Genomic DNA, 23,548 nt, shown 5'->3' with positions numbered 1-23,548 from the left:
TCCGCAATTATGTGGAGCCCACGATTATGCTGAGTGCGCGGCGGGAAGTTGCTGCCCGCCGCGGTTTTCTCGTATGTCTCACTCCGCATAATTCCGCTTGCGTCCGGCCGCGCTCAGCATGGCCAGGAGCTTGTCGGGCGCCCGGAAGCGGCCGGGCGACAGCATCGGCGGCGTCATGGCGGCGAGCGCTTCGAGCTTCTCCGTCGGATCGGCGCGAAGGTAGACCTCAGTGCTTTGCAGGCTGGCGTGTCCGAGCCATAGCGAGACTTTCCGGACGTCCCGGGTCGCCTGAAGCGTATGCATGGCGCAGGTATGGCGCAGCACGTGCGGACTGACGCTTTTGCCGGCGATCGACGGTGCTCTGCGAGCGGCGGTGGCGACATGCTTGCTCAGGATGTATTCAAAGCCTGAGCGGGTCATCGCCTGTGCACGGGCGTTGCAGAACAACTCAGGAGCGCCGCTGACTGGGCGCGCTTTAAGCCAAGCCTTCACAGCTGCGGCCGTCTCCTTCCAGAGCGGCAAGACACGTTCACGTCGGCCCTTGCCCATGATGTGCACGCTGGACATGGTCTGGCGGTCGATCTGATCGAGCCGGAGACCGACCAGCTCCGACACGCGCATGCCTGCGGAAGGCCAGATGCAGCATGGCTCGATCACGGATGCCGGACGGGGTGCTCGCGTCTGGCGCGTCTAACAGAGCCTGCAGCTCGTCACGGGTGAGATAGCCGACGAGCGCCTGATCGGTCTTCTTCATCGGGATCGCATGGATCCGACGTGATTGGTCGAGGCTGGATGGCACCCTGTATTCCAGATAACGGAAGAACGAGTTTATCGCAGCGAGCCGAGCATTGCGGGTTCGCGCCGAGTTGCCGCGCTGCTTCTCTAGATGCTCCAGGAATGCCAAGATCAGCGGCGCGTCGAGCCGTTCGATCTCGATCTTCGATGGCTTGAGCTTGAGCCGGCCGGCAGCAAATTGGAGCAACAGCTGGAAGCTCTGCGCGTAAGCCTCGCAGGTATGTTGGCTCGCCCGGCGTTCTTTGGGCAGGTGCTCGCGCAGGAAGCTGCTCAGATAGGGGGCGAGCGCGGTCATGCGGCGCCTCCAATCAGCAATGCCTCGCCGGCCTCGGCGATCTGGCCCATCAGGACCGGTGTCGCCTGCAAGTACCAATAGGTGTCGGTCACGTGGGCGTGGCCGAGGTAGGTGCTGAGCGCCACGATATGGCAGGCGACCGCAGCACGATCGTGGCGGCACTGCTCCAGCGAGCGGACCGCGAAGGTGTGGCGCAGATCGTGGATGCGCGGATCTCGCCCCGAGTACGCGCCCCTGAGATTGGTTCTATCGAGGAGCTGCAGGAAGATGCGTCGCACGGTGTTGTAGGGCAGCGACTGCCCAGCAACCGATACGAAGAGAGCGCGATCTGTGGTGGTCAGCGACCGCCGGGCGACCAGATATCTGTCGAGCGCCAGCCGAGCTGTTGCGTGAAGCGGCAACAGCCGGCTCTTCTGGAACTTGGTCTGCCGGACGACGAGCCCATCGGCAGTCACATCGTCGATCTGCAGCGCCAATGCTTCTGCGATCCGCATGCCGGTAGCGGTGAGCAGGCCGAAGAGCGTTGTGTACATGATCGGTCTGATCGAGCCCGCCGGCCGGAGTGCCGCCGCAGCGCGAAGCAATCGTGCGATCTCGTCCGCACTATAGATATACGGCGATCGCCGCTTGACGACGGCGTGGCCGAGTGCATCCGCCGCCGGAACCTGATGGCGCGGATTCTCGGCGTGCATCGCCAGCGCGAACCGCCGCACGGTAAGCAACCTGTTGCGGCGCTGCTCCGGTGACGGCGCACGTGCGGCCCATGCCAGGACCCGGGCACTTCTGATGTGCCGGTCGCCGTGCTCTTCGACGAAGCCGACGTAGCCCCTCAGCAGGATTTGCTGGACGCGGAACTTGAACCCCAGCGACTGCTGCTGGTCCACATATTTGGCAAGATGGTGACTCAGCATCACGCATCTCCCGGCCAGGGCCGCGCGATCTGCAGCAGCATCGTCACGTCGACTTTGGCATAGTGCGCGGTCATGTCCGGCGAACGGTGGCGCAGCACGGCACCAACCGTGTCGAGCGTCGCGCCGCCTCGCAGCATGGCCGTCGCGGCCGAGTGTCGAAGCAGGTTGGCCCCATTCGACGGAGTGGTGATGCCGGCCTTTCGTATTGCACAACGCACAACGTCAGAGACTGCACTCGACCTTGTCAGTGGCCGGATTGGTGCATTCGACATGAAGAAGATTCGACCATCGACGACGTGCGGCCGGGCTTGATCCAGATAAGCAAGCACGGCATCACCGGCGTCTTGCGGCAATGGTAATCTTGTTTCCCGGCGCCCCTTGCCGCGAACCGACAGCGTCGCTTGTTGCCAATCAATATCGGTGAGACGAAGAGAAAGAATGTCGCCGGCCCGCAAACCCAGTCGCGCCGACAGCAGCAGGATCGCCCGATCACGCACGCCAGTCGCCGTGGTCTGATCGCACGTTGCAATCAACACCTCGACATCTGACGAGCCGATGTATCGCGGCAGCGACGACAGGCGCCACTGCGGAATGATTGGCACGGCCTGATCGAGTCCCGCTCGGCACAACCCCCGCGCGCTGAGGAACCGCAAAAATCCTCTAAGCGCCATTGTCATCGTCTTCACATAGGCGAGCGAGACCCGTTTCGTCTCTGCAATGATCACGTTGCGAATGAGCTGGGCATTCCAATTTCGCGGCCTGATGCCAAGCGCCGGGAGCAGCCGCATGACCATGCGACCGTGTCGATCTATTGTCAGCTCTGTGACGCCGCGATGCTGTCGCAGCCAGTCCTGGAACTCGACCACCCGCCGGTCGAGCGTCGGTGATGCGAGCTTCGGCTTGCGCTGGACGATCCCGCGCTCGCCGAGAAACTCGACGAACCGGCGCACCCGCCTCACGTACTTCTCGGACACGCCCTTCTCGCGACGGATGCCGGGGCATCGACAGCGATGCCGAGCGAACCGATCGGTGACACCATCATCGATGTCGGCGACTGCGATCTTGGCCAGCGTCAGCCATTGCGCGAGGTGACGGGCTGCGGCGTCATAGCCGCTCACCGTCAAGCTCGCATGCCCCAACCCCGTCAGGTGTCGTGCGAACTCCGTCACCAGCGGGGCGAGATCGCCCGCGTCCATGCAGCGCTGCCCGTGGCGGTGACTCTCACTCGACTCGGCCATTCGTTGTCTCCCTTTCGTTGCCATCAAGGCAGGAAGGGAGGCCTCAGATTATGCGGAGTGAGGAAGAGGGCACCAGGAACTAAACTGTTGATAACGAAGCGGGTCTCGGATCGAACGGCCGCGCACTCAGCATAATCGTGGGCTCCACATAATTCCTAAAGTCTACAGGTCGGGTTGCAACGTAAATCATGGGGCCAGCGGGAGCCGTCAGCATGAACGTGTCCGGCGCAACGCCACAAACACATCACTCAGCACGGCAAGCCCAGGCGTTCCCCGCACCTCCGCCCGGGCCCCCAGGAACTCAACCGTAACGGCGGCAGCTTCCGACGATCCGGACGGCGCGGCAGCCGCCGATGGCGACGTTTCCGACACCAAAGGCACGAATGTTACTGTATCCGCCGAAGCCGGCAGCACCAGTTGACCTGAACGCGCCCGGCGCCGCCAGTCATGCACCTGCTGGGGCCGGCAGCCATGGCGACGCGCGATATCTGTTACAATCGCGCCTGGCTCGAGGCTTTCCGCGACTATCTGGGCCTTCAAATCATCCGGCCACTGCTTTCGGCCTACTCCAGCATACACTTCGATACGCGGAGACAGCGGTCGTCTTATGTCGTCCGAATGGTCGTCCATTGGTAAGCGCTCAGCCGTCACCCTATTGATGCTGGCTTGACGTTTTGCGGAATCGCCAGGGCATGAGATCTTCGATCCTGCTAAGAGGATGGCCATCGATGATCGCTTCGAGTGTTTCGGCGATGTAGCTGGCCGGATTGACGTCGTTGAGTTTGCAGGTGGCGACGATCGATGCCAGCAAGGCCCAGTTTTCGGCCCCGATTTCATGTCCGGCGAAGAGAGCGTTTTTCCTGGTCAAGCAGACTGGCCGGATGGCGTTCTCGACCGGGTTGGTGTCGAGCTCGAGACGTCCGTCTTCGAGGAAGCGCGTCAGCCCCTCCCAATGATTGAGCGCATAGCGGATATCCTCGGCGAGCGTCGATCCGCTGGAGATCATCGACAACTGTTTCTCGAACCACGACTTCAGCGCGGCTACCATGGGCAGCGAGTGCTCCTTGCGCGCGGCCAGCCGGATGTCCGGCGATGAGCCGCGCACCATGGCTTCGATGGCGTAAAGCTGCGCGATGTGCCGAACGGCAGCCTCGGCGATCGGTGACTTGCTGTTGCGCACCAATTTGACGAAGCGCCGGCGCAAATGGCTCCAGCAATGCACGAGTGTCCATGGCCCTTGCGGTCGAGCAACTTCGGTCAGCCGGTCATAACCGTCATAGGCGTCGCATTGCAGGAAGATCCCGCCGAAGCCGTCCAGGAACTGCTGCGCGAAGGCACCGCTGCGACCGGGGGCATATCTGAACAACACGATCGGTGGACTTGGACCGCTGTGGCCACGGTCGTCTGAGGCGATCGCCCAGAAGTAGCCCTTTTTCGTTTGGCCGCGCCCCGGATCGAGTACCGGCGCCCTGGTCTCATCCATGAACAACCGATCCGCCATGGCTAGGTGGTGGCGCATGTGGTCCGCGATAGGCTGAAGGTGGAAGCAGGCGCGGCCAGACCAGTTGCCCAGCGTCGCCCGATCAAGCCGGATGCCCTGGCGCGCATAGATCTCGGCCTGACGATAAAACGGCGTGTGGTCGCCGAACTTGGAGACGATCACGTGCGCGATGGCCGCTTCGGTCGGCAGTCCGCCGGGCACGACGTGCTCTGGTGCGTGCGCCTGCACGACGGGGCCCGAGCAGCGACGACAGATGTATTTCGGCCGGCGCGTGACCAGCACGCGCCATTGCGCCGGGATCACGTCGAGGCGCTTGCTGACGTCCTCGCCGATCTTCGTCATGGCGCCGCAACCGCACGGGCAGAGCGTGCTTGCAGGCTCGATGATCCGTTCCACGCGCGGCAAATGGGCAGGCAAGCAGCCGCGATTGCGATGAGAACCTTGATCCGGCACGCGCCGCGATCGGCCCTTGATCACAGCCTCGGCTCTCTCCTGCGCCGCGTCCAGGATGCCTTGCGCGATCTCCACGTCTTCCAACGGCAAGTGATACTGATCTGGCCGCAGCTTCTCGGATTTCGCGCCGAACCTGTCGCGCCGCAATTCGCCAAGGATGACCTCCAGCCGACGCCGCGCTTCCTCCGACGCCGCCAGCGCCCCCTGATGCTCGCTCAAGGCCGCCTGCGTTTGCGCCAAAAGCGCTTTCAGTTGTTCATTTTCGTCGCGCAGCGCCGCGATGCTCATGCACTATTTCGAGCACATCGCCGCAGCGCGCGCCACGTTCAAAATTGCTTCCGAGTCATTCTGCCGCAGTTATCCAGCCGCCTGAGGACGCCGCGCTTCTTCCGGGCGGACCAACCTCCAATCCAGCCCCTCGAACAGGGCCGCGAACATCGCCGGCGATATCCGCATCACGCCGTCTGCGATCGTTGGCCAAACGAACTTGCAACCTTCGAGACGCTTGTGCACCAACACCAGGCCCGTTCGATCCCAGACCAAAATCTTGATCCGGTCCGCTCGTTTCGATCGGAACACGAAGGCTGCGCCGCTGAACGGGTCGAGACGAAGCATCTCCTGCACCTTCGCCGCAAGCCCATCATGGCCACAGCGGAAGTCGATCGGCCGCGTCGCGATGTAAATCTTCAGATCAGCACCGGCTGCGATCATCGTGACGCTCGCACCGCACGGATCACCCGGGACAGCTGCTCACCATCAATGCCTGTATCTGTCCGCAGCACGACGTCACCGATCGCGATCTCAAGCTTGAGCGCCGGAGCAGGAAGCTCTTCCAAAGCACGTTCCACGACCAGCGGCGCAAATGTCGGCGGGGATGCCTCGCACGGCGGCAACATGCCTCGCTGGCGAAACCGCCGTCGCCAATCGTAGATCTGCCAGCGCGTCGCTCCATGCTTGCGCGCGACCTCGGACACCTGGGCACCGGGCAACAGACTCTCGGCGACAATCCGAGCTCTCTCAGCTTCCGAACGCACGCGGCGCCCCGACGGTCCTTCAAGAACTTCCAGCCGGCTAACCGACCCAGCCGATGGGCCGTCCAAATGGACGTCCTTTTTGCTGTCCAATCCCATCCAAAACCTCCGTCCAAAGCCGGAGGCTTCTTCGCACAGCTATCCAGATCCCGAAGCAAGGGTTCCGGCTAAGCGCTTACGTCCATTGTGAGCACCCTTGCAGAAGATGACTCTTCTAGCGGCGCTCACAAGACTGCGCACAAACAATCTGAAGGGCCTCAGCACCACGCTTACGCTGGACGCAGACACTTCCGGACTGGATCGAGGCCCATGTCCGGATGGTTCGGTTCTTTGGCGGGGTGCCCCGCCTCGTCGTCCCTGACAATCTGAAGTCCGGCATGCACCCGGCTTCGTTCCATGACGCTGAATCAATCGCAGCTACGGGATGATGGCGTCCCATTGCGGCGTTGGCATTCTTCCGGTTTGGCCAAGAAAGCCCCGGATGAGGCAAAAGTGGAAGCCGGAGTGCGTTTGCTCAGGCCTAAATCTTCGGGAGGCTTCGCCGGCAGACCTTCTTCTCTCTGGCCGAGGGCGAACGCGGCAATCACAGCCGTGGTGGAGCACATCAAACGCCCCCTCATGCGCCGGATCGGCGTCAGCCGCTGACAATAGTTCGACTGTCGAGAGGCCGGTCCTGGGGCCATTGCTAAACGCCGACTATCAGTTCGCGGAATGGCTCCTGGCCCGTGTCTCGCTCGATTATCACCTCGAGGTCAACGGCTTCTTCTACTCAGTTTCACACGGCGTGACTTGCGCGCCGCGATCAAAACACAAGATTGGGAGTGCGTTTAGCTTACCGTCAACAACCGCAATCCGTTCTTCTAGCACGCCCAAGAGCTCGAGCGGCGATACGTCACCGCTCGTCAATTTGTGAACGTCGCCGCAGGCCGTATCCCGGATTATCTGCTCCACTTCAGAACCCCTGTGCTCTCTATTCGCCTGCTTACGCCCGATGGCACTCCAATGAAGACCAACACTGTGCGGCTGCGGTCGGCGCGGCGACTAGGAAACCGAAATCCAGACCGGTGGTGGGCAGACCATCCTCCGAAGGCGCAAGAACACCTTTGCGTTCAGTGCGACTTCTGAGCTTAAAGCAATTCTGTGTGTGCCCATTCATAAATCCGCGCAGCCGTGCTGTACGATCGAGCGCAGTCGCCGCGAGACCACAGTTTCGTCGAGAAGGACTCCGTGCAGAAACAAGCCAAAGCGCCCGCTGCTGACTTGTGCCTGTTGGCACAACCCTTCCCGGCAAGAAAGCAGCGTCATTCTGCGATGGCGTTCGGCTAGCAGCGTCCTCCGCAACCCTTGTGGATGCGCCGATAACAATATCGCTCTTCGTTCCGCTCGCTACAACGGCAACCTGTTGAAGGCATGCGCAGATGCGGGAGCGATGGCAATGTTTCGCAAGTACTATCCTCGTAGCTCCTTCGTCATCCTCTCGCCGAGAGCCGTGCCCTGCTGCATCAAAGCTTTCCAATCAATCGGCCGCTTCAATGCCGCCCGTTCGGCAGAATTAATAAGGATGTCAGCTGCGAGATCGCCTAGAGCCACATCAGTGGTTGGTCCGTAGCGGAGCGCTTTCGGCACGGACAGCATGCCTTGATCGGAAAGGAGCTGATTGATGTAGGCCAAGGCAGCCTCTTTATTGCGCCCACCCCGCACGATGTTCGTATACGAGGTGACGGCGTAGATGCCCTCTCGCGCGACAACCGTTTCCAACGGCGTTCCCGATTTCCGCGCCTCGTACGCCCGACCATCCCACAATGTACCGGCCTGCGCCTCCCCCTGTGTAAAGGCCTGCAGTTGCGTGACGGAGCTAGGTGGTGTCGCGATGATGTTATCCTTTGCTGCGGCGATGATTTTGAAGGCTGGATCCATGTTTGCCAATGATCCGCCATTGCCTTCGGCCAGAGCAAGCAAGACCATCCAGCCGGTATAGCCGTTGGCCGGCATCGTTGAAACCTTCCCCTTCAAGTCGGGCCGAGCGATATCGGAGAAACCCGTGAGCGGAGGCTTAACGGTATTAGCGTTGTAAACGGGCACGATCGAAGCAACGCTAAATGGCGCGCCATAGTCGCCGAACTCACGAAAACCGGGTAGGACACGCGAAAGATTGGGGGCATCGGGCGGGCCAAAGCTCTCCAAAACATCTCCCGCAATTGCTTGAGGCATGAGCGGGCTATCCGCCATAAAGAGATCAATGTGGGGGTTGGCTTTGTTGGAAATAAGCTTGGCTAAGTCAACGCTAGGGCTCGAGGGGATATATTCGATCTTGAGCCCGGTGCTGTCTTCGAGAGGTTTCGCAACGCCCTCGATCAGGGCTTTGTCGTACGTTCCTCCGTAGCCATTGATTCGAAGCGTAACACCGGCAAATTTCTTTTGCTGAGCGTAGACGGCTGGCGATGCAACGGTCGCCAAAGCAGAGGCAGCACCGAGTACAAGAAAGTCGCGTCTTTTCATAATCCCCTCCTAAACGGTTCTTCAAAACTTGGCTGCACTTCGCAAGTTGGCGCTCTGGATCATTGGACTCGGGGCACAAATCGGACGCCTGCTGGATCAATGGATACGTCGATCTGCTCGCCGGGCTTTGGCTTTTGACCGACGGGAAATTGGGTATCCATGATCAGTTTGCATCCGTCCAGGCGAAGCTGGAGCCGGGTAAGGGAGCCATGATAGTCACTCGCCTCGATCGTCGCGCGATGAGCCGTTTGCCGAGGCAACTCATGCGCCTTCTTGACATTCTCGGGCCGAATGACGGCGGTGGCCTTTCCGGCGTGGCCCGAGGTCAGCAAACACAATCCATCATCGGCTTTGAATTCGCCTCCTTCGAGGATCTGTCCATCCAACAGAGAGCATTGTCCGATGAACTCAGCCACGAATCGCGTGGCTGGAGCATCGTAAATCTCCTCTGGGCTACCGATCTGCTCCACTGCGCCCTTGTTCATGACGACGATACGGTCGGCTAGTGTGAGCGCCTCGTCCTGATCGTGGGTTACAAAAAGAGTAGTCGTTTCAAGGCTACGGATGAGGTTGTGGAGATCCTCGCGAAGACGAACGCGAAGCTGCGCATCTAGATTGGAGAAGGGTTCGTCTAGCAGGAGAACCTTCGGCTGAAGGGCGAGTGCCCGGGCAAGCGCGACGCGTTGCTGCTGACCTCCGGAAAGCTCACGCGGGTAGCGGCCGGCGAGATGCTGCAGCTCCACCCGGCGGAGCATGTCCTGAACGCGGCTCAGCCGTTCCTGCTTCTTCATGCCGATATTCACCAGCCCATACTCCACGTTTTTGGCCACAGTCATATGTGGAAAAAGTGCATAGTTTTGGAAGACAATGCCAACGTCGCGCCTATACGCCGGAACGTGCGTCACACTTCGGCCGTCGATCAGGATATCTCCGCTCGTTGGCGAGACAAACCCAGCCAGCATCCGTAGGCTCGTCGTCTTGCCGCACCCGGACGGGCCGAGAAGACAGACCAACTCGCCACGGCGGATTTCAAGCGAAAAGTCGGGTACAATCGTGATTGCGCCGTAATCCTTCCTGATATTTCGAAAGGAAACAACGGGTTCGCATTGCAGCTCGGGCGCAAGTGCATCTTGAGCAAGTATTTGCATGTTACTTCCTAGACGACAGACCTTGGGCCCGAGATACGATCGGCGATCAAGATGGCCAGCAATGTGAAGACGATCACGACCGAGGATACGGCGGCAACGAGCGGGTCCACTGTTTGCTCGACATAAGCCAGTACCTGTACGGGAAGCGTGACATTACCTCCGGCGCCTAAGAAAACTGAGAGGTTCACATTTCCGAAGGAAGTAACAAACGCGAACACACCGGCGGAAATGATGCCAGGCACAAGAAGCGGGATCGTCACTGTCCTTAGAACGGTCACGGGTGTTGCACGCAGACTCATTGCGGCCTGCTCCAGATTTCTATCGAACAAAACCATACTCGCAGACAGCGTGCGGACTACGTAGGGCAGCGTCACGACCACGTGTCCGACGAGCAAGCCAAGGAACGTTTGACTTATGCCAATCCAGACTTGCATTTGCATCAATCCCAAGCCGAGGACCACGGCTGGGATCAGCAGCGGAGAAAGCATGAAACCTCGTATGAGCCCTCGCCCCCGAAAGTTGTGTCGCTCGATCCCGAATGCCGCCGCGAAACCAAACAGAAGGGATAGCAATGTCGCGAGCGCGGCCACTTTCAGACTTAGAGTCAGCGAGTCGATGAAAAGTGAACTCTCCCAGAACGCGTAATACCAACGGAAAGAGAAGCCCGTCGGAGGAAACCGCATCGCGTCGCCCGATGTAAATGAAGTCGCGACGACAATGACGGCAGGAAGTATCAGCGTGAGGTATACAAAGACGCGAAGAAGCCTGCCTGCCGCCGCTAGAAGTTTATCTATCAGGTCATCGAACATGGAGGCCTCTCGTGAGAGGGCGGATGATGGTGACGTTTAGGGCGGCCATGAGTCCGAACCCTACGGCGAACAAAATGAAAGCCATGGCTGCGCCAAATGGCCAGTTCGATGTGCTGAGGATTTGATCATAAACAAAGCCGCCAATCATTTGCGCACGAGGTCCACCAACTAGCCGGGGAGTGACAAAAGCAGAAACGGCCATGACGAAGATCAGAGACAATCCTGCCATTATTCCTGGGGTTGAGAGAGGGATAATCACCTTTATGAACGTACGCGCGCGACTTGCACGCAGACTCGTCGACGCCTGCTCGAGAACGGGATCTATTTGCATAACAACATTCATCACCGAAAGGATCATGAATGGGAGGAATTGCTGAATTAGAACGACTACGACAGCTGTGCGATTGAACAATAGCTGCTGCGGACTGGAGATAATTCCCAACCACATGAGGATATTGTTCACCAACCCTTGTCGACCCAGGAGCACCAACCAGCCAAACACAACAATCACCAGACTCAAGGTGAGGGGTACGATCACCATTAGCATTCGCAAGCGACGCTGATATGGAGGGTGGCGCGCGAGAGAATAACCGACAGGAAAACCAAGGACTAAGCATCCAAGACAAACAATGACTGCGTAGCTCACTGTTTCCCCAAGCACTGAAAGGTAGAGCGAGTTTCCGAAGAATTTCTCGTACTGAGCGAGCGAGTAGCCTTGCGCGCCTATTGTTGTGCTGCCGGGAAAGAAGCTTATCCGCAGGACGATGCCAGCCGGAATGAGCAGAAAAACGATCAGGGTGAGCAATGCCGGCGCCAAGAATAGCAACCAGGTTTTTTTCTCAGTTTCCGATTCAGTTGTAGACGGGCTCATCGCTTTCACCGAAGAGGTTGCTGACCCAAACTCGATCCGTCATCCGCCGGACGGAAACTCAGCAGGAAACTCTAACGCGCTTCTTTGGAATAGAGTCAGCCCGATCTCCGTGTCCGATCAAGGTAGCCCGAAGGAGCGATGGAAACCTGTAAAATTATCTTATTTGACGCAGAATTGCTGCGCCTACTCCCGAAGACAAGCCGGATTTCGGCATAAATTACACCCAAGGCGCCAGTTGGCTAGCGGTGCCCTCAGCCTGTAATTGGGCTCGAATGAAATTCGTGGCCAATCGTTGGTCCTCTCGGTTCTCCGGGGCGATCGGCACTCGCGAGCCCGCCACGTCGGAGAAAGTTTCGGCGAGGTGTTTGTACGTTTTGAAGCCCGACGCGGCCAGTTGCACATCATGCGAGGTCGTGGCGCGGATCTGACCGTTTTAGGCGCCTCTGGCATCAAGTCCGCCAAATGTCGGTGCTGGTTAGCTGGCGACGCACCAACCAGCACCGCTGCGCCGAGATCATCATTGGAATGGGTTCGGCATCGGCTACGCGCATTGCATCTGAGCGAAAGCGATCTGCATCATTGTTTGGTACCGCCTCCCCAGCTCTTATTTGGAATTCGGTAAATCGCGATGTGTATCTGACGGTGAGCTCGGTCATGGGAAGGACAGTATCGTCATAGGCTCCGCGTGTCTGCATATGCACAAACGCGTCGTTTCCGGGAGCACGGCTGTCGAACCAGAATGATCGACCGGACACAGGAGAGGGGCGCTCCGATAGGCCAATCGACCGGGAAGGCCTTTATCGAGCAAGGACCGGCGATGGGAGAGAGAATGACCAAAGACCTGGCATTACCAAGACCTGAGAAGTCAGGAACCCTGAGCTTGCGGGGTGGCATCGCCTCCGCGGCAACATCGGCACTCCGTCGTGTTCGATCCGCACTTCAGTTACTGGGGCGAGGGATAAGGTTCTTCCGACGCACTGATCTGTTGGCTGGCGCAACGCCCCGAATGTCTCCGCTAAAGCGCGTGTTCACGGGTAATATTGCAGCTTTTCTGCGCCATCCGCCTGCCCGTCGATGCGATCTCTCGATCTCGGTCTGCTATTGAAACGTGGCCTTCAGCTCGATACAGCGGCAGATCACCATGGAAACAATCGCGAACAGCTTGCTTTCCGCCACTGAACAGGACGCCATAATCGAGACGCGTCATGCCATGCATTGCGAGCCCGAGCTTTCAAACGATGAATGGAAGACACAGCAACGGATCCGTGACACCCTGCAAAGATTCGGACTGAACCGCCCCAAGACATTTCACAAGACCGGTCTTTACGTTGACATTCAGGGATTGGCCCCTGGGCCGCAGCGTTCCATCGCTATTCGCGGCGACATCGATGCATTGCCAATCCAGGAAGCTCGAGATGATTTGCCATATCGTTCGCAAGTTCCGGGCGTTATGCATGCCTGTGGACACGATATGCACGCGTCAATCGCATTGGGCACCGCCCTCGCATTCCATAGGATTCGCGCGAGTTTTTCTGGCAAGCTTCGCGTGTTTTTTCAGCCTGCTGAGGAGGCAGAGCCGCTCGGTGGCCGTTCAGTTGCTGAGGAAGGGTTACTCCGAGACTTTGACGCTGCCGTCGGCTTTCACGTGAAAACTGATTTGCCCGCGGGAATGTATGGCGCACGCACTGGCGCAGTGACCAAGTCGGCCGACCAATTTGAGCTCAAATTGATCGGGACCATGGCTCATGGGGCTAAGCCGCACGCCGGCGTGGACGCAATTGCGATGGCAGGGGCATTTATCAACGAAGTGCAAAAGATCGTATCGCGGGAGATGCCCTTCGACGATGGAGCGATCATCACGATTGGTACGATCGCAGGAGGGGAGGCGACAAACATCATTTGCCCTTCCGTCTGCATGACCGGGACAATCAGAACAAGCGGTGCAGAGCGTAGAACGCTTTTGGTTCAGCGCGTTCGAGAGATTGCCGAAGGCGTGGCGGCCATGCATCGAGGCAAAGCGGAATTTTCCTGCAAGCTTGGGGAGCCGCCTGTCATCAATGATGCTGAAATGGTCGAACGGTTTCGGCGGCTCGTCGTGGAAACGGTGGGCGAAGATAAGTTTTCTGACAAGAAGTCTCCGACCGCCGGCGGCGGCAGCGATGACTTCGGTTTCTATTCCGCCTGCGTGCCTTCGATTTATTTCTGGTTTGGCAGCGAGGAACGCGGCAATGAGTCTGGCGTGCACACGCCGACTTTCGGGGCGTCGGATAACCTGCTCGTTCCAACTACGGAACTAACGATCCGCTACTGCTTGGCAATGCTGAATTCGTGATGGCATCGGGTGTTCATTTCCACCACAAGCAAACCGCTCCGAATGGTATGGCGCTCTGCTCAACACGCCCGCCGCGAATAAGAATTCCGCCGAGCGTTCCCGATCTGCTGCACTAACCTTATTGGCCGGTCACAACGAAGCTAGCACGACCAAGCCCTCACGGAAGGAGTTGAACTTATGGCAATGCCCAAGAGCTCGCAGGCGTTTCCCCGATCCGAATATCTGGGAAGATTAACTGAAGTGAAATTGGAAATGAAGCGGCGAGAGATCGACGCGCTGGTGGTTACGACACCTGCCAACATTACCTATCTTTCGGGTTACACATCAAAGTCGGGGTATGTGCCTCAAGGCCTACTCGTGTTTTTAGAAGATGAAGAGCCGACCTTCATTACACGTCGCATGGACGGACCAGCGGCAATTCATCAGATGTTCATCGATCGTAGCCGAGTGATCGGCTACTCGGAAGCGCTCATCGCCAACCCCGATCGGGATGGATACGATGCAATCATCGACTTCCTTTTGGACAAGGGTTTGGGCAGTAGAGGGATCGGGCTCGAAGCGAAATTCTTGCCCTCCTTGACTATTGAGAAGTTCAGGCACCGAGCGGCCAAATCGAGAATTGTCGATTGCACGAACGCGGTTACCTGGATTCGGGGTCTGAAGTCGGATCTCGAAATCGCAATGATGCGTGAAGCCGCCGCCATTAGTGACGCTGGGATGCTTAAAGCGAAAGAAGTCATTCGACCCGGACTGCGTGAAGCCGACGCAGCCGCAGAGATTATTGCAACGTTAGTGCGTGGCGCCAATGGAAAGCCAGGAACGGATATCGCGAGCTTTTTTATGTGCTCGACGCCACGTACGTCTACATGCCACATTCGCTGGACCGAGGACATCTTCCGACAGGGATCGCAGATCAACCTCGAATTCAGCGGCGTACGCCACGGCTATACGTCTCCGTTAATGCGCACCATGTCCATCGGCAGGCCAGCGGACCATCTACGGCGACTGCATGACGCAGAGGTGGTAGGTTTGGAGGCGGCTCTTGCTGCCGCCAAGACGGGTGGCACGTGCAGCGACATCGCAGTGGCCTTCAATGCCACGCTGAAGAAGCATGGTTTTGAGAAGGAATCGCGGTGTGGCTACGCCGTCGGCATCGACTGGACGGAGCCGACGGCAAGCCTGAAGGAAGGTGATATGACGGTCCTCCAGCCAAACATGACGTTTCATCTCATGCTCGGAAACTGGATCGATGAAGATGTCGGTTACGTAATCAGCGAAACGTTTCGCGTCACTGACGCTGGCGGCGAACCATTCACGAAGTTGCCGCGCGAGCTGTTCGAGATCTGATTCATACCGTATCTTTACAACAATGCTATCGCATGCAGGCAGTCTGGTTGTCCCGTCAACTAAGCGCCGGTGTGTCAAAAGCGCTTAAACATGTTGCCGATGAGCTGTGGCTGCCTGCGACACGCGCAGTAAAGCAGCTTTAATCGTGATCCGGACGCAGGAGCTAAGATGATGACTATTAGGGCGCGCCCGAATGCGGGAATGATTACGCCTGCCTAGAGCGATAATCGACCGATGTCTAATGAAGCGGGCGACCTTTCGCGTGATTGTTCCCCTAGGCAGGGGCAGGTGCCTGGAGGGCACCATTCGCCGGCCGCCGGATTGCTCCGGCTAGCGATTGCTGGACACCGACGGCAGGATCATCGCCCAACGTACCGATCGCTTCCAATCTCCAGTGACGGCCGCCCTGATCGACCAACTCATCATTTTCTGGTCGAGCAGGATGGCGCCAGGTGAAACTGGTGATGGCGTCCTCACTGGGAATAACGTAGACTAGGGCAGTTCTGCACTTGATCTCGAGTTGGCGCGTTCAACCTGATTGGTCGAGTGCTGCTCGTCCAAGCGTTCGAGAACGAAGAGTCTTTCCGCGCTTCCCCACAATAAAATGTCTCGAGCCCCACCGCGGCCAAGCTCTGCGATTGCAGGAACTGCGGAGAGGATGCGTACTCAATCGTAGTAGACGTAGAAGCGCGCTTCGATACTCTCGCGAATGCTTGCATTGGGGTACGCTCGACGATTGTCAAAGCCGGCATGCACCACATTGTAGTTTTGCGCCGTGTCGTAGCCCTTAAACATGATAAGCTCGTCCGGTGTCATATCCGCGAAATAGTACCAACGATGAAGCGCGTTGTAGCGAGGAAGGCCAGCTTTCCACGTAAAGCCGCTCTCCTTGTCGGTATAGTCGTCCACAAGAATATCAGTATCAAGCACGCTGGAGCTGTCACAGAGCGCCAAGGAGTTATCCTGCGGAGGTTGCGACACAACTCGCCACGTATTAATTATCATCAAGCGGGAATACGAGCGGATCGGAATGCCTCGCAATTGGTTCTCCCGCGCCGCAAGCATGGGACCTGCGATCGCTGTATAATCAATATGAGCGCCTCCAACGGTTGCTGCCCTTACTCCGGGGACCGCAGTCACATCGGTTCCAGGGATTACCGGCAGTCCCGCGCGACGAACAAAGATGGCATCTCCTTTTGGTACGACCCAGGACGCGTTGAAGTAGTCCTTAATGAACGGCACCATTTCATCGAGATAGCTGTTTCGTAAGATCTCCGGATCACGTTCGTCCGCACAGGAGGTTGTGTGCTGAACCAGCGTGAATCCTTCACGGTCTAAGGACAGTTCGTTCACGAATGGCCGCGCGTTGCGAATCCTGACGTCGCAGCTGAAGAAGTTAGCGCTGTCTGGCCCTATTGGTACTTCCTCTTCTATCGAACGTCGGGCAAAGCGTATTTGCCCCTGGACGAACTGCAGGTGATCACGGTTCACGGATGCTACGGATGGACGTTGGTTTACATTTGCCATGGATACCCCGCGTCGATATCAGATTGAGAAGGGGCGTTAACATACCTCCTTTGAGAGCCGAATTTCTCCGGAGAACGAGTTACGGAGCATTTTTTCTGCGATCGTGCCTCAAAATAAGAGTTAACGATCGATCTCGCGAACGTTGTGTCACGGGCGCGAATGCGATCTCTAGAGATTTAACAAAGAAGCGGTTCGCACATCGACCGGGCGTCAGCCGAGAGCCAGTGATGATTTCGTCAGCGCAATGGCGGTCTCCGTTCGTGAGCACCTTCTCCGCATCATCGCCTTCAGTTGCTCCATCAACTGGTGTTCCAAGGGATCTCGTGAAACACCTCCAGCGAGGCGCTCAACATTGCTGCGGAGAAAGTGAAGGGCGCCTCGCTGGCATAGGAGCGTCCCGAGGCGACGGCCCAAATCAGCCAAACACCTAGACAAGTTCCGTTACCTTCCGCATCGCTGGCTCACTGGCACGCGCTTATCCGGTGCGATGCACGAAACAGACGGCCATGATCCGTGAACTGCAAGCATCAAGGCCTCCCGGTTCTTCAGCAGATTGCTTGAAGTGAGACGCGCTGACGATTGCGTCCCGCCAGCGCTTCGATCAACAAACGGCGCATATCTTTACAAAGATGTTGGTGAGCCGCGCTAGAATTCATGCAACGTCCGATTACGCCTGTTCCTGCACTTGGTCACTCCAGGGTCGCGAGTAGTCCTGCCATCAACTTGCCGCGCTCGATAGTCAACATTGATATGCTCGTCTAGCGTGTGCGCATTGGCGCCACGGATTCCCAGGCCGTCAAGCGTTGGGGCTCCAAGCGCGCCAGTGAAATTGCCACTGGCATGCGGAATTCAGCGCCAAGGGCCTGCGCGATCGCGAGCGCCTTCTGCAGAGCGCCATCGTGCCGGCGTTGGGCTCCCATACCGGCCGCGTGACGCCGCGCATCACTTCGAAGATGACATCGTTGGTCGTGCCCTATAGGGCCAGCCCCCTCTCGACGCCACGATCGAGATCGGCCTGACGCTTGGCCATGGAAAGCGCTTTGCCAGTGCGGGTCGTCGCGACGCAATTGACCCAGGCCACCATGCACGATGCCGACCGACAAGGTGCAATCTTGGGTCGTCATCGCGTCGATCGCGAGAAATCTGCCCCGCCATCTCCCGTATCGCGGACCGCCCCCAGAGGAGAGCGTCGCGCCAGCCTGGCTTGGCCGCCCTGAGGCTACGAGATTGAAACGGGCGAACGCATAGCGCCCGATGCTGACGCCGTTGTGAGCGACGCCAGCACGCATTTGTTGCGTCTCGCTTCCGCCTCGACGATGTCGCGGGTCGAAGGCGTGCCGACTTGCTCGTCGGGCATGAACAGCACCGTGACCGGCAGTGGCGTGACGAAGGAGGCATGGGCCAGCTGCCAGATCGCCTCGAGCGACAGATAGTTGCCGCCTTTTCATGTCGAAGATGTCGGGACCGTAGCACTTCTTGCTCTCGCGGCTCGCGGCGTTATGCCAGCTTCTCGATGGTGCCGACCGAGTGCGCGGTGCCCATCTGGCCAGCGATCAGGATGCCGGGCTCGCGTTGTTTGGGATGCGTAAAGCGATCGCGAATGACCTCGCCGAAGCTATCGCGGCCGGCAACGCGCTCGACCGGATGATTGACCTTGCGGCGCGCGGCGTTTGCGTCCTAGGTCGGACTTTCGCATTCCCCTGCAGCATGGCATCATATTTGAAGTTACGGGTGGCTGGATTCCTTGGAACTCTCTCATGCGCTCGACCACGTGCCGCGCACCGCTGATCGACGCAAGAACTCGTGACGGGTCTCAGCCACGTTTGGGGTTGGGTGCCATAGCCGATCATGGTTAACCAGCGGCAATAAGCTGTTTTCTTGATGTTGGCAGCCACGTTTGCGCAATTTGCCACATCCCGAGCATTGTGGCCGACCTATCTGGTACGCTGGTCCTGCAAATATTGAGGGCCATTGCCGACGCTCAAGCGCAGCTCTGTCAATCCGATCCGAAGTTAGATTCGAGCTGCTGCTTTCACTGATACTGCTATAAAGCGATGAATTTCCTGAACCCACGCGTATCGTGGGTGTCCGCGTTTGAAGTCAGCCAATAGCTCCGCACGAACGTCACATCAGGAAGCAGACCCCGCAGCTCCCGATAACATCTTGCGGCATAGTCGTACAAAACCCCGTCGTGCCCTACCCGTGCGACCAACAGAAACACTGCAAGGCATGCAAGTGGTATCGTCCATAGCGCAATCGCAGAGAAGCTCGGTATTGAGGTCATTTCGCGCACGATTTCTGCCGTAGATGCGCATTCTTTGGAGGATTCGACACAGGGTAAGGCATATATTCGTTTGTGAAATGGCCGATCTTGAGCCCTTTCGAGCTAGAACGCCGACTGCCAAGGGGCAGCGCTCGTTGGGGCTGCCGGTTTAGATGACTTCGACTAGTTTAGATTTGCCCGCCATCTCAGAGACTACCAGAGGGGCTCGAGCAAGATATCTTCGTGCTCGGCGAGATGGACTGCATCACAGCCGCTCTGCAATTGCAGAGCCTTGTCGCAATAAGCGACAGTTGCCGCGCCGTTGGTTGACGCATCGCAGTGACCGCGCAGCCAATGTCATGTCGGGTCGACGCCTCGTGACGCTGTTGCTGAGAGTCCATGGCGCGGCGAAGTTGAACATTGTCCCTCTGCGTTCCATCACGTTGGGTGCGGCCACGCGGAGTACGGGTGCAACGCCTTGACAATCCAGTAGGACGGGGCTCGCTTGAATGATGATGGCGTGCATTAGGAAATGCAATTAGATAGGAGAGAAGCGAATGTCCAAAGATAGTTACAAACAACACGACGATCAGGTCTACGCGCGTCGGTGGTCGCTTGAGGGTCGAGTCGCGCTGGTAACCGGAGCTATAGGAGGGCTCGGCAAGGCCATCGTGGCCGAACTGCGCGAACGCGGGGCGGAGGTACATGGCGCGGATGTCATCGGCGAGGATACATTTCATGCGGATCTCTCCACTGCGGAGGGAAATCGGGACATGGTTTCCCATGTTCTTGCGATAGCGGGACGTCTCGACATCCTTGTGCTCAATGCTGGATGTCAGTTCACGGCACCGCTCGATCAATTTCCCGACGCAGAATGGAATCGCCTTCGAGCTGTAATGCTCGACGGACCATTCTTCGCATTGAAGGCGGCATGGCCGGCTCTGACGAAATCCCCTGGTGGTCGCGTTGTGGTCACGGCATCGCCCTTGAGCCACGGGGGTGCATCCGACAAAGCTGCCTACACTGCCGCAAAGCACGGAGTTCTCGGCCTCCTCCGCGTTGCGGCGTTGGAAGGGGCCAAGTACGGCCTTACGGTAAATGCTGTCGCGCCCGGCTGGATGGATACCGCCATAATGCAGGGGCAACTGCAGGATCAGGCAGCAAAGCGAGGCATAGGCACCGACGAAGTTATCGCGCTCTTCCGTGCGGAACAACCAGGCAATCGTCTTATCGATGTTCGTGAGGTCGCGGCGACCGTTGGCTTTCTTGTGAGCCCCTCTGCTTCCGCAGTCAACGGCGCTTGCATACCGGTCGACCTCGGTGCGAGTGCTCGCTAACGGTCACTGACTATCTGCGATCGGCATGCGGTGCTGATCGCAGATAGATTTCGCCGATGAGACGCACCTCGTGAACTTAGCTACCATCGAAAGAGAGAACACGGGACGCGCCGTTGTTTTCAAGTGCATAGCTGAGCTCCGATCTATATGTCAGATCGAGGCACCAGCTATTCAGGCGACAGCGCCTTTCATTGTGGCCGGTGACCGATTGCGGAGACGTTTACGCGGCAGTCGGGAACGATTGCGTGTGAAGGGCGGTGGCGCGTGTAATAGACACCGCCGACATACTTGGCGCTCCTCCCCTATCCTGACGGAATCTGCACTGCGAGAAGGGTCATGGGGCGGGCGATGCACTGACGCCTCGCGGCGAAGACAAAGTGGGCGCCCCCGCTGATTGTCGGCCAGACCTTCGCAAGAAGCCTTCCGACCGTGACAGGCATTCAGGCCCCGAAGGGGAAGGGCTATATCGTATCGCCGCTAAGATGCCAAATATCCCTGAAACCGGGGTTGTACGCTGGCGGCCAGCTCGGTCGGCGGTATATGGTGTTGCTGCTGGTGGGAAAAGTGCGCGCTCGGCCGCTTCGGCCATATCGACCTGCGGTTCTTGATCATCCGCCGAAGGCACAACGCCGGCCTTGGCGTCCTTATTCGGGTGAAGCAGCGGTACTCGCGAATTGGCTGTCTGGTCGCCGTACGCTGGCCAGTCCACCGCGCCGTTTATTGCGAAGGAGCTCGTCTGCCGTTTTCGATGTTCTGGCGATTGCGCTTCGGTAGCGTTCGAGACGCGCAGATCGAGGAAAGCGAAAGATCACGGATCCATAGTTGGCGACGTCTGGATCCCCGACCAGGCGGGAACGCATCGTTGCGTCAGACACGTGGAAGATGTCATGGATAGCTTGTCCTACTTGACCGCGCACGAGCGCGTCTAGTGAATTGCTGTCGGCTCTCCTATCGCTGTCATGCAAGACCAAAGCGCGGCAGGCAGGAGACACCCATGGTCCGGCCATAGTGCGTGTAACGGTCCTTCTGGCAATTTCTCCTCACTTTGTTCTAGTCCAAGCGCAGATCACAATTCTGCGACGTCCAGAACAGCGACCCGGCGGCTAACACCTAGGAGAAGACGTGTCTCGTGGTCGTCCAAGTTCGAGTTGTGCCAGTGCAACACTAGGCGCACTGGTGAAGTCGCGCTCACCGCAGCCGGATACTTGCGCCGACGCCGCGCGGACGGGGCAGCTGCGCGTGTAAGCGCGTAAGCTCCAGGAGACGCTCGCGCACGCTTCCTTGTGCCGGTCCGCTGCGTCCGCTGCTCGCATCGACGTGAATCAGCATCTGCTCGCCCGTCGCCGCCGGCTCTTCACCCTCCCGCGTGATGACATGAAACAGGTGAAGGCGCTTGTCGTCTGCGCCAAGGACCTGCGTGAGCACCTCGACGCGATCTCCAGCATGCAGTTCCCGGAGATGGGAAAGGTGCGTCTCGAGCGTGTAGTAACTGCCGAATTTGGACCGGTACCCGCTGTCGATGCCGATGTAACTCAGGACGTTGTCCGTTGCCATGCCGCATAGCTGAAGATATCGGCACTCAGTGACGTGGCCGTTGTAGTCAAGCCAGTCATGCCGCATCTCTAACGGCTGCATCCGCAGCGGTCCAGAGCCGCAATTGTGAGATATGTCCTCAGACATAAGCTTTGAGCGCGAGTTTCTCGCGCACTTCGTCCGGCCGCATCACCCGCACTCCGATACTTTCGAGGATTTGTACCGACCGCTCGACGAGTTCGGCGTTGGTCGCAAGCCTTCCGCGCGACAGGTATAGGTTGTCCTCCAATCCTACTCGCACGTTTGCGCCGGCTAGTGCCGCCATAGCGACATACGGAAGCTGCATCCGCCCTATCGAAAAGGCCGAGTAGACGGCACCCGGCGGGATCTGGTTCACCATCGCCATCAGCGTGGCTGGATCGGCTGGCGCGCCATAGCGGATACCCATGCACAGCTGGATCAGCGGCTTAGTGATCAGCCCCTCCTCGATCAGGTCGCGCACCAACCACAGATGACCGGTATCGAACACCTCGAGCTCAGGACGCACGTCGAGCTCCTGCAATCGCGCCGCCATCTTGCGCAGCGTCGGGTAAGTGTTGATCATGACGTATTCTTTGGCGCCGAAGTTCATCGACCCACAGTCGATCGTGCAGATTTCAGGGCGCAGCTCTTCCACGTGCACGAGCCGTTCAAGCGCGGGCGCCATATCGGTCCCAGATGGATCCGGCGGAAGGGGAGCGTCGGGCCCACCCAGCACAAGATCGCCGCCCAATCCAGTCGTTAGGTTAATCACCGGGTTCACATCCGACTTCCGAATTCGCTGCACCACTTCCCGATAGAGAGCGGGGTCTCGCGAGCCCCGCCGGGTTTTCGGATCACGCACGTGGATGTGCACCACCGCCGCCCCTGACCGCGCGGCCTCGATCGCCGATTGCGCGATCTCCTCCGGGCTAACTGGCACGTGCGGGCTAAGATCCACAGCCCCCCCGCTGCCAGTGACTGCGCACGTAATGAACACCTCGGAAATCATTGTCACCTCGTCCCCCGCTGACTGAACCTGTCCTCCCAAGGAAGGCAAGACAGGACCTAAAAACTCAAAAGATAGTACCGGGCCGTGGAAACTGCATTTAAGTAATATAGTCGGTCGAAACGCCGAAATTCTGCGTGGATTGTCCAAAACGTGAAGTGTTATCTCGTCGTAAGTTTAAAGGGCCGCAATGGACCCCGAAAGCAGGGCCCTTCGTGCGCATGCTAAATGAAGGGCATTGACCGGTGCGATAGGGCCACCGCATCATCGGAAAGAGGAGCGCGTCAACGCGTACTCGCGTCGATCGGCTGGATGGCGAGAGCTGCTGGACCCGACAACCATTTGGTTTCTGCGCGTCGCAGAGAGATGGTGTGGCGGTTGAAATGCCCGGCTCTCGTGGTCGCCGGTGGGCGCAGCGTCGTCAGCGTGTCTGAGGCGATCAGACGTCAAAATGATTGCGAGGGCGCGTGGGTCGATCTCGAAGTGGCGATGCCGCGGATACGCAAGTTGGCTCCTGGCATGCCCGAAGGACTGCTTCCCAACGGCACTGTCGGGACCCAGCCCAAAGGAGCTCTTCAGAGATTGCGAATACGAAGCGCTATCGAAGGAAAACAGTACGATTTCGTTCCTG

The 23,548-nt window shown here is 58.5% G+C and carries 16 protein-coding genes and 3 pseudogenes; 3 read left to right on the top strand and 16 right to left on the bottom strand.

The annotated features are described in order from the left end of the window. Positions 1 to 78: 78 nt before the first annotated feature. The 12 genes and pseudogenes from RX330_RS11460 to RX330_RS11405 all read right to left on the bottom strand — a co-directional run bounded on the left by RX330_RS11460 (position 79) and on the right by RX330_RS11405 (position 11,551). Positions 79 to 1,090 (bottom strand): annotated as a pseudogene (locus RX330_RS11460) (tyrosine-type recombinase/integrase). Beyond that, the gene (locus RX330_RS11455; RefSeq protein ID WP_317243076.1) at positions 1,087 to 2,001 is read right to left on the bottom strand and encodes a tyrosine-type recombinase/integrase; all 915 of its coding nucleotides are present in this window, start codon (positions 1,999 to 2,001) and stop codon (positions 1,087 to 1,089) included. The pseudogene RX330_RS11460 and the gene RX330_RS11455 overlap by 4 nt, the downstream one beginning before the upstream one ends. Then, positions 2,001 to 3,239 (bottom strand): tyrosine-type recombinase/integrase, encoded by a 1,239-nt coding sequence (locus RX330_RS11450; protein ID WP_317243075.1) that lies wholly within the window; start codon positions 3,237 to 3,239, stop codon positions 2,001 to 2,003. Before RX330_RS11450 ends, RX330_RS11455 begins: the two co-directional genes overlap by 1 nt. A 207-nt stretch (positions 3,240 to 3,446) precedes the next feature. Further along, complete coding sequence (tnpA, locus tag RX330_RS11445; RefSeq protein WP_317243074.1) at positions 3,447 to 3,869, bottom strand: IS66-like element accessory protein TnpA; 423 nt, start codon at positions 3,867 to 3,869, stop codon at positions 3,447 to 3,449. A gap of 22 nt (positions 3,870 to 3,891) precedes the next feature. Then, complete coding sequence (gene tnpC, locus RX330_RS11440) at positions 3,892 to 5,481, bottom strand: IS66 family transposase (protein ID WP_317243073.1); 1,590 nt, start codon at positions 5,479 to 5,481, stop codon at positions 3,892 to 3,894. A 69-nt stretch (positions 5,482 to 5,550) separates the two neighbouring features. Then, positions 5,551 to 5,904, bottom strand: coding sequence for an IS66 family insertion sequence element accessory protein TnpB (gene tnpB / locus RX330_RS11435; RefSeq protein WP_061876445.1), 354 nt, complete (start codon positions 5,902 to 5,904; stop codon positions 5,551 to 5,553). Beyond that, the gene (gene tnpA, locus RX330_RS11430) at positions 5,901 to 6,323 is read right to left on the bottom strand and encodes an IS66-like element accessory protein TnpA (protein ID WP_317243072.1); all 423 of its coding nucleotides are present in this window, start codon (positions 6,321 to 6,323) and stop codon (positions 5,901 to 5,903) included. Before tnpA (RX330_RS11430) ends, tnpB begins: the two co-directional genes overlap by 4 nt. A gap of 699 nt (positions 6,324 to 7,022) precedes the next feature. Next, positions 7,023 to 7,175: pseudogene (locus RX330_RS11425) on the bottom strand (amidase); the annotation flags it as partial. A 498-nt stretch (positions 7,176 to 7,673) separates the two neighbouring features. Further along, a complete protein-coding gene (locus RX330_RS11420; RefSeq protein ID WP_317243071.1) occupies positions 7,674 to 8,723 on the bottom strand; it encodes an extracellular solute-binding protein in 1,050 nt (349 codons plus the stop codon). 59 nt (positions 8,724 to 8,782) lie between these two features. Further along, the gene (locus RX330_RS11415; protein ID WP_317243070.1) at positions 8,783 to 9,871 is read right to left on the bottom strand and encodes an ABC transporter ATP-binding protein; all 1,089 of its coding nucleotides are present in this window, start codon (positions 9,869 to 9,871) and stop codon (positions 8,783 to 8,785) included. Positions 9,872 to 9,879: 8 nt separating this feature from the next. Next, on the bottom strand, positions 9,880 to 10,680 hold the full coding sequence (locus RX330_RS11410) for an ABC transporter permease (protein ID WP_317243069.1): 801 nt from the start codon (positions 10,678 to 10,680) through the stop codon (positions 9,880 to 9,882). After that, on the bottom strand, positions 10,670 to 11,551 hold the full coding sequence (locus tag RX330_RS11405; RefSeq protein WP_317243068.1) for an ABC transporter permease: 882 nt from the start codon (positions 11,549 to 11,551) through the stop codon (positions 10,670 to 10,672). The genes RX330_RS11410 and RX330_RS11405 overlap by 11 nt, the downstream gene beginning before the upstream one ends. Before the next feature lie 1,141 nt (positions 11,552 to 12,692). Here RX330_RS11405 and RX330_RS11400 point away from each other — a divergent pair. Next, positions 12,693 to 13,883, top strand: coding sequence for a M20 family metallopeptidase (locus tag RX330_RS11400; RefSeq protein WP_317243067.1), 1,191 nt, complete (start codon positions 12,693 to 12,695; stop codon positions 13,881 to 13,883). Between the two features lie 177 nt (positions 13,884 to 14,060). Further along, the gene (locus RX330_RS11395) at positions 14,061 to 15,230 is read left to right on the top strand and encodes a Xaa-Pro peptidase family protein (RefSeq protein WP_317243066.1); all 1,170 of its coding nucleotides are present in this window, start codon (positions 14,061 to 14,063) and stop codon (positions 15,228 to 15,230) included. Between the two features lie 666 nt (positions 15,231 to 15,896). On the opposite strand, the gene RX330_RS11390 is transcribed toward RX330_RS11395, so the two are convergent. Beyond that, positions 15,897 to 16,757, bottom strand: coding sequence for a CmcJ/NvfI family oxidoreductase (locus tag RX330_RS11390; protein ID WP_317243065.1), 861 nt, complete (start codon positions 16,755 to 16,757; stop codon positions 15,897 to 15,899). 689 nt (positions 16,758 to 17,446) lie between these two features. Continuing rightward, positions 17,447 to 18,466: pseudogene (locus tag RX330_RS35750) on the bottom strand (M20/M25/M40 family metallo-hydrolase). A 1,111-nt stretch (positions 18,467 to 19,577) separates the two neighbouring features. Here RX330_RS35750 and RX330_RS11385 point away from each other — a divergent pair. Then, positions 19,578 to 20,357 (top strand): SDR family oxidoreductase, encoded by a 780-nt coding sequence (locus RX330_RS11385; protein WP_317243064.1) that lies wholly within the window; start codon positions 19,578 to 19,580, stop codon positions 20,355 to 20,357. Between the two features lie 1,188 nt (positions 20,358 to 21,545). On the opposite strand, the gene RX330_RS11380 is transcribed toward RX330_RS11385, so the two are convergent. Together RX330_RS11380 and RX330_RS11375 are read right to left on the bottom strand one after the other, a co-directional pair. Next, positions 21,546 to 21,992 (bottom strand): thioesterase family protein, encoded by a 447-nt coding sequence (locus tag RX330_RS11380; RefSeq protein WP_317243063.1) that lies wholly within the window; start codon positions 21,990 to 21,992, stop codon positions 21,546 to 21,548. A gap of 37 nt (positions 21,993 to 22,029) precedes the next feature. Continuing rightward, entirely contained in the window at positions 22,030 to 22,920 is an 891-nt protein-coding gene (locus tag RX330_RS11375) for a 3-keto-5-aminohexanoate cleavage protein (protein WP_317243062.1), read from the bottom strand. Positions 22,921 to 23,548 lie beyond the last annotated feature (628 nt).

This window comes from Bradyrhizobium sp. NDS-1 (assembly GCF_032918005.1).
GTDB lineage: Bacteria > Pseudomonadota > Alphaproteobacteria > Rhizobiales > Xanthobacteraceae > Bradyrhizobium > Bradyrhizobium tunisiense.
This window is presented reverse-complemented; position numbering and strand designations above follow the sequence as displayed.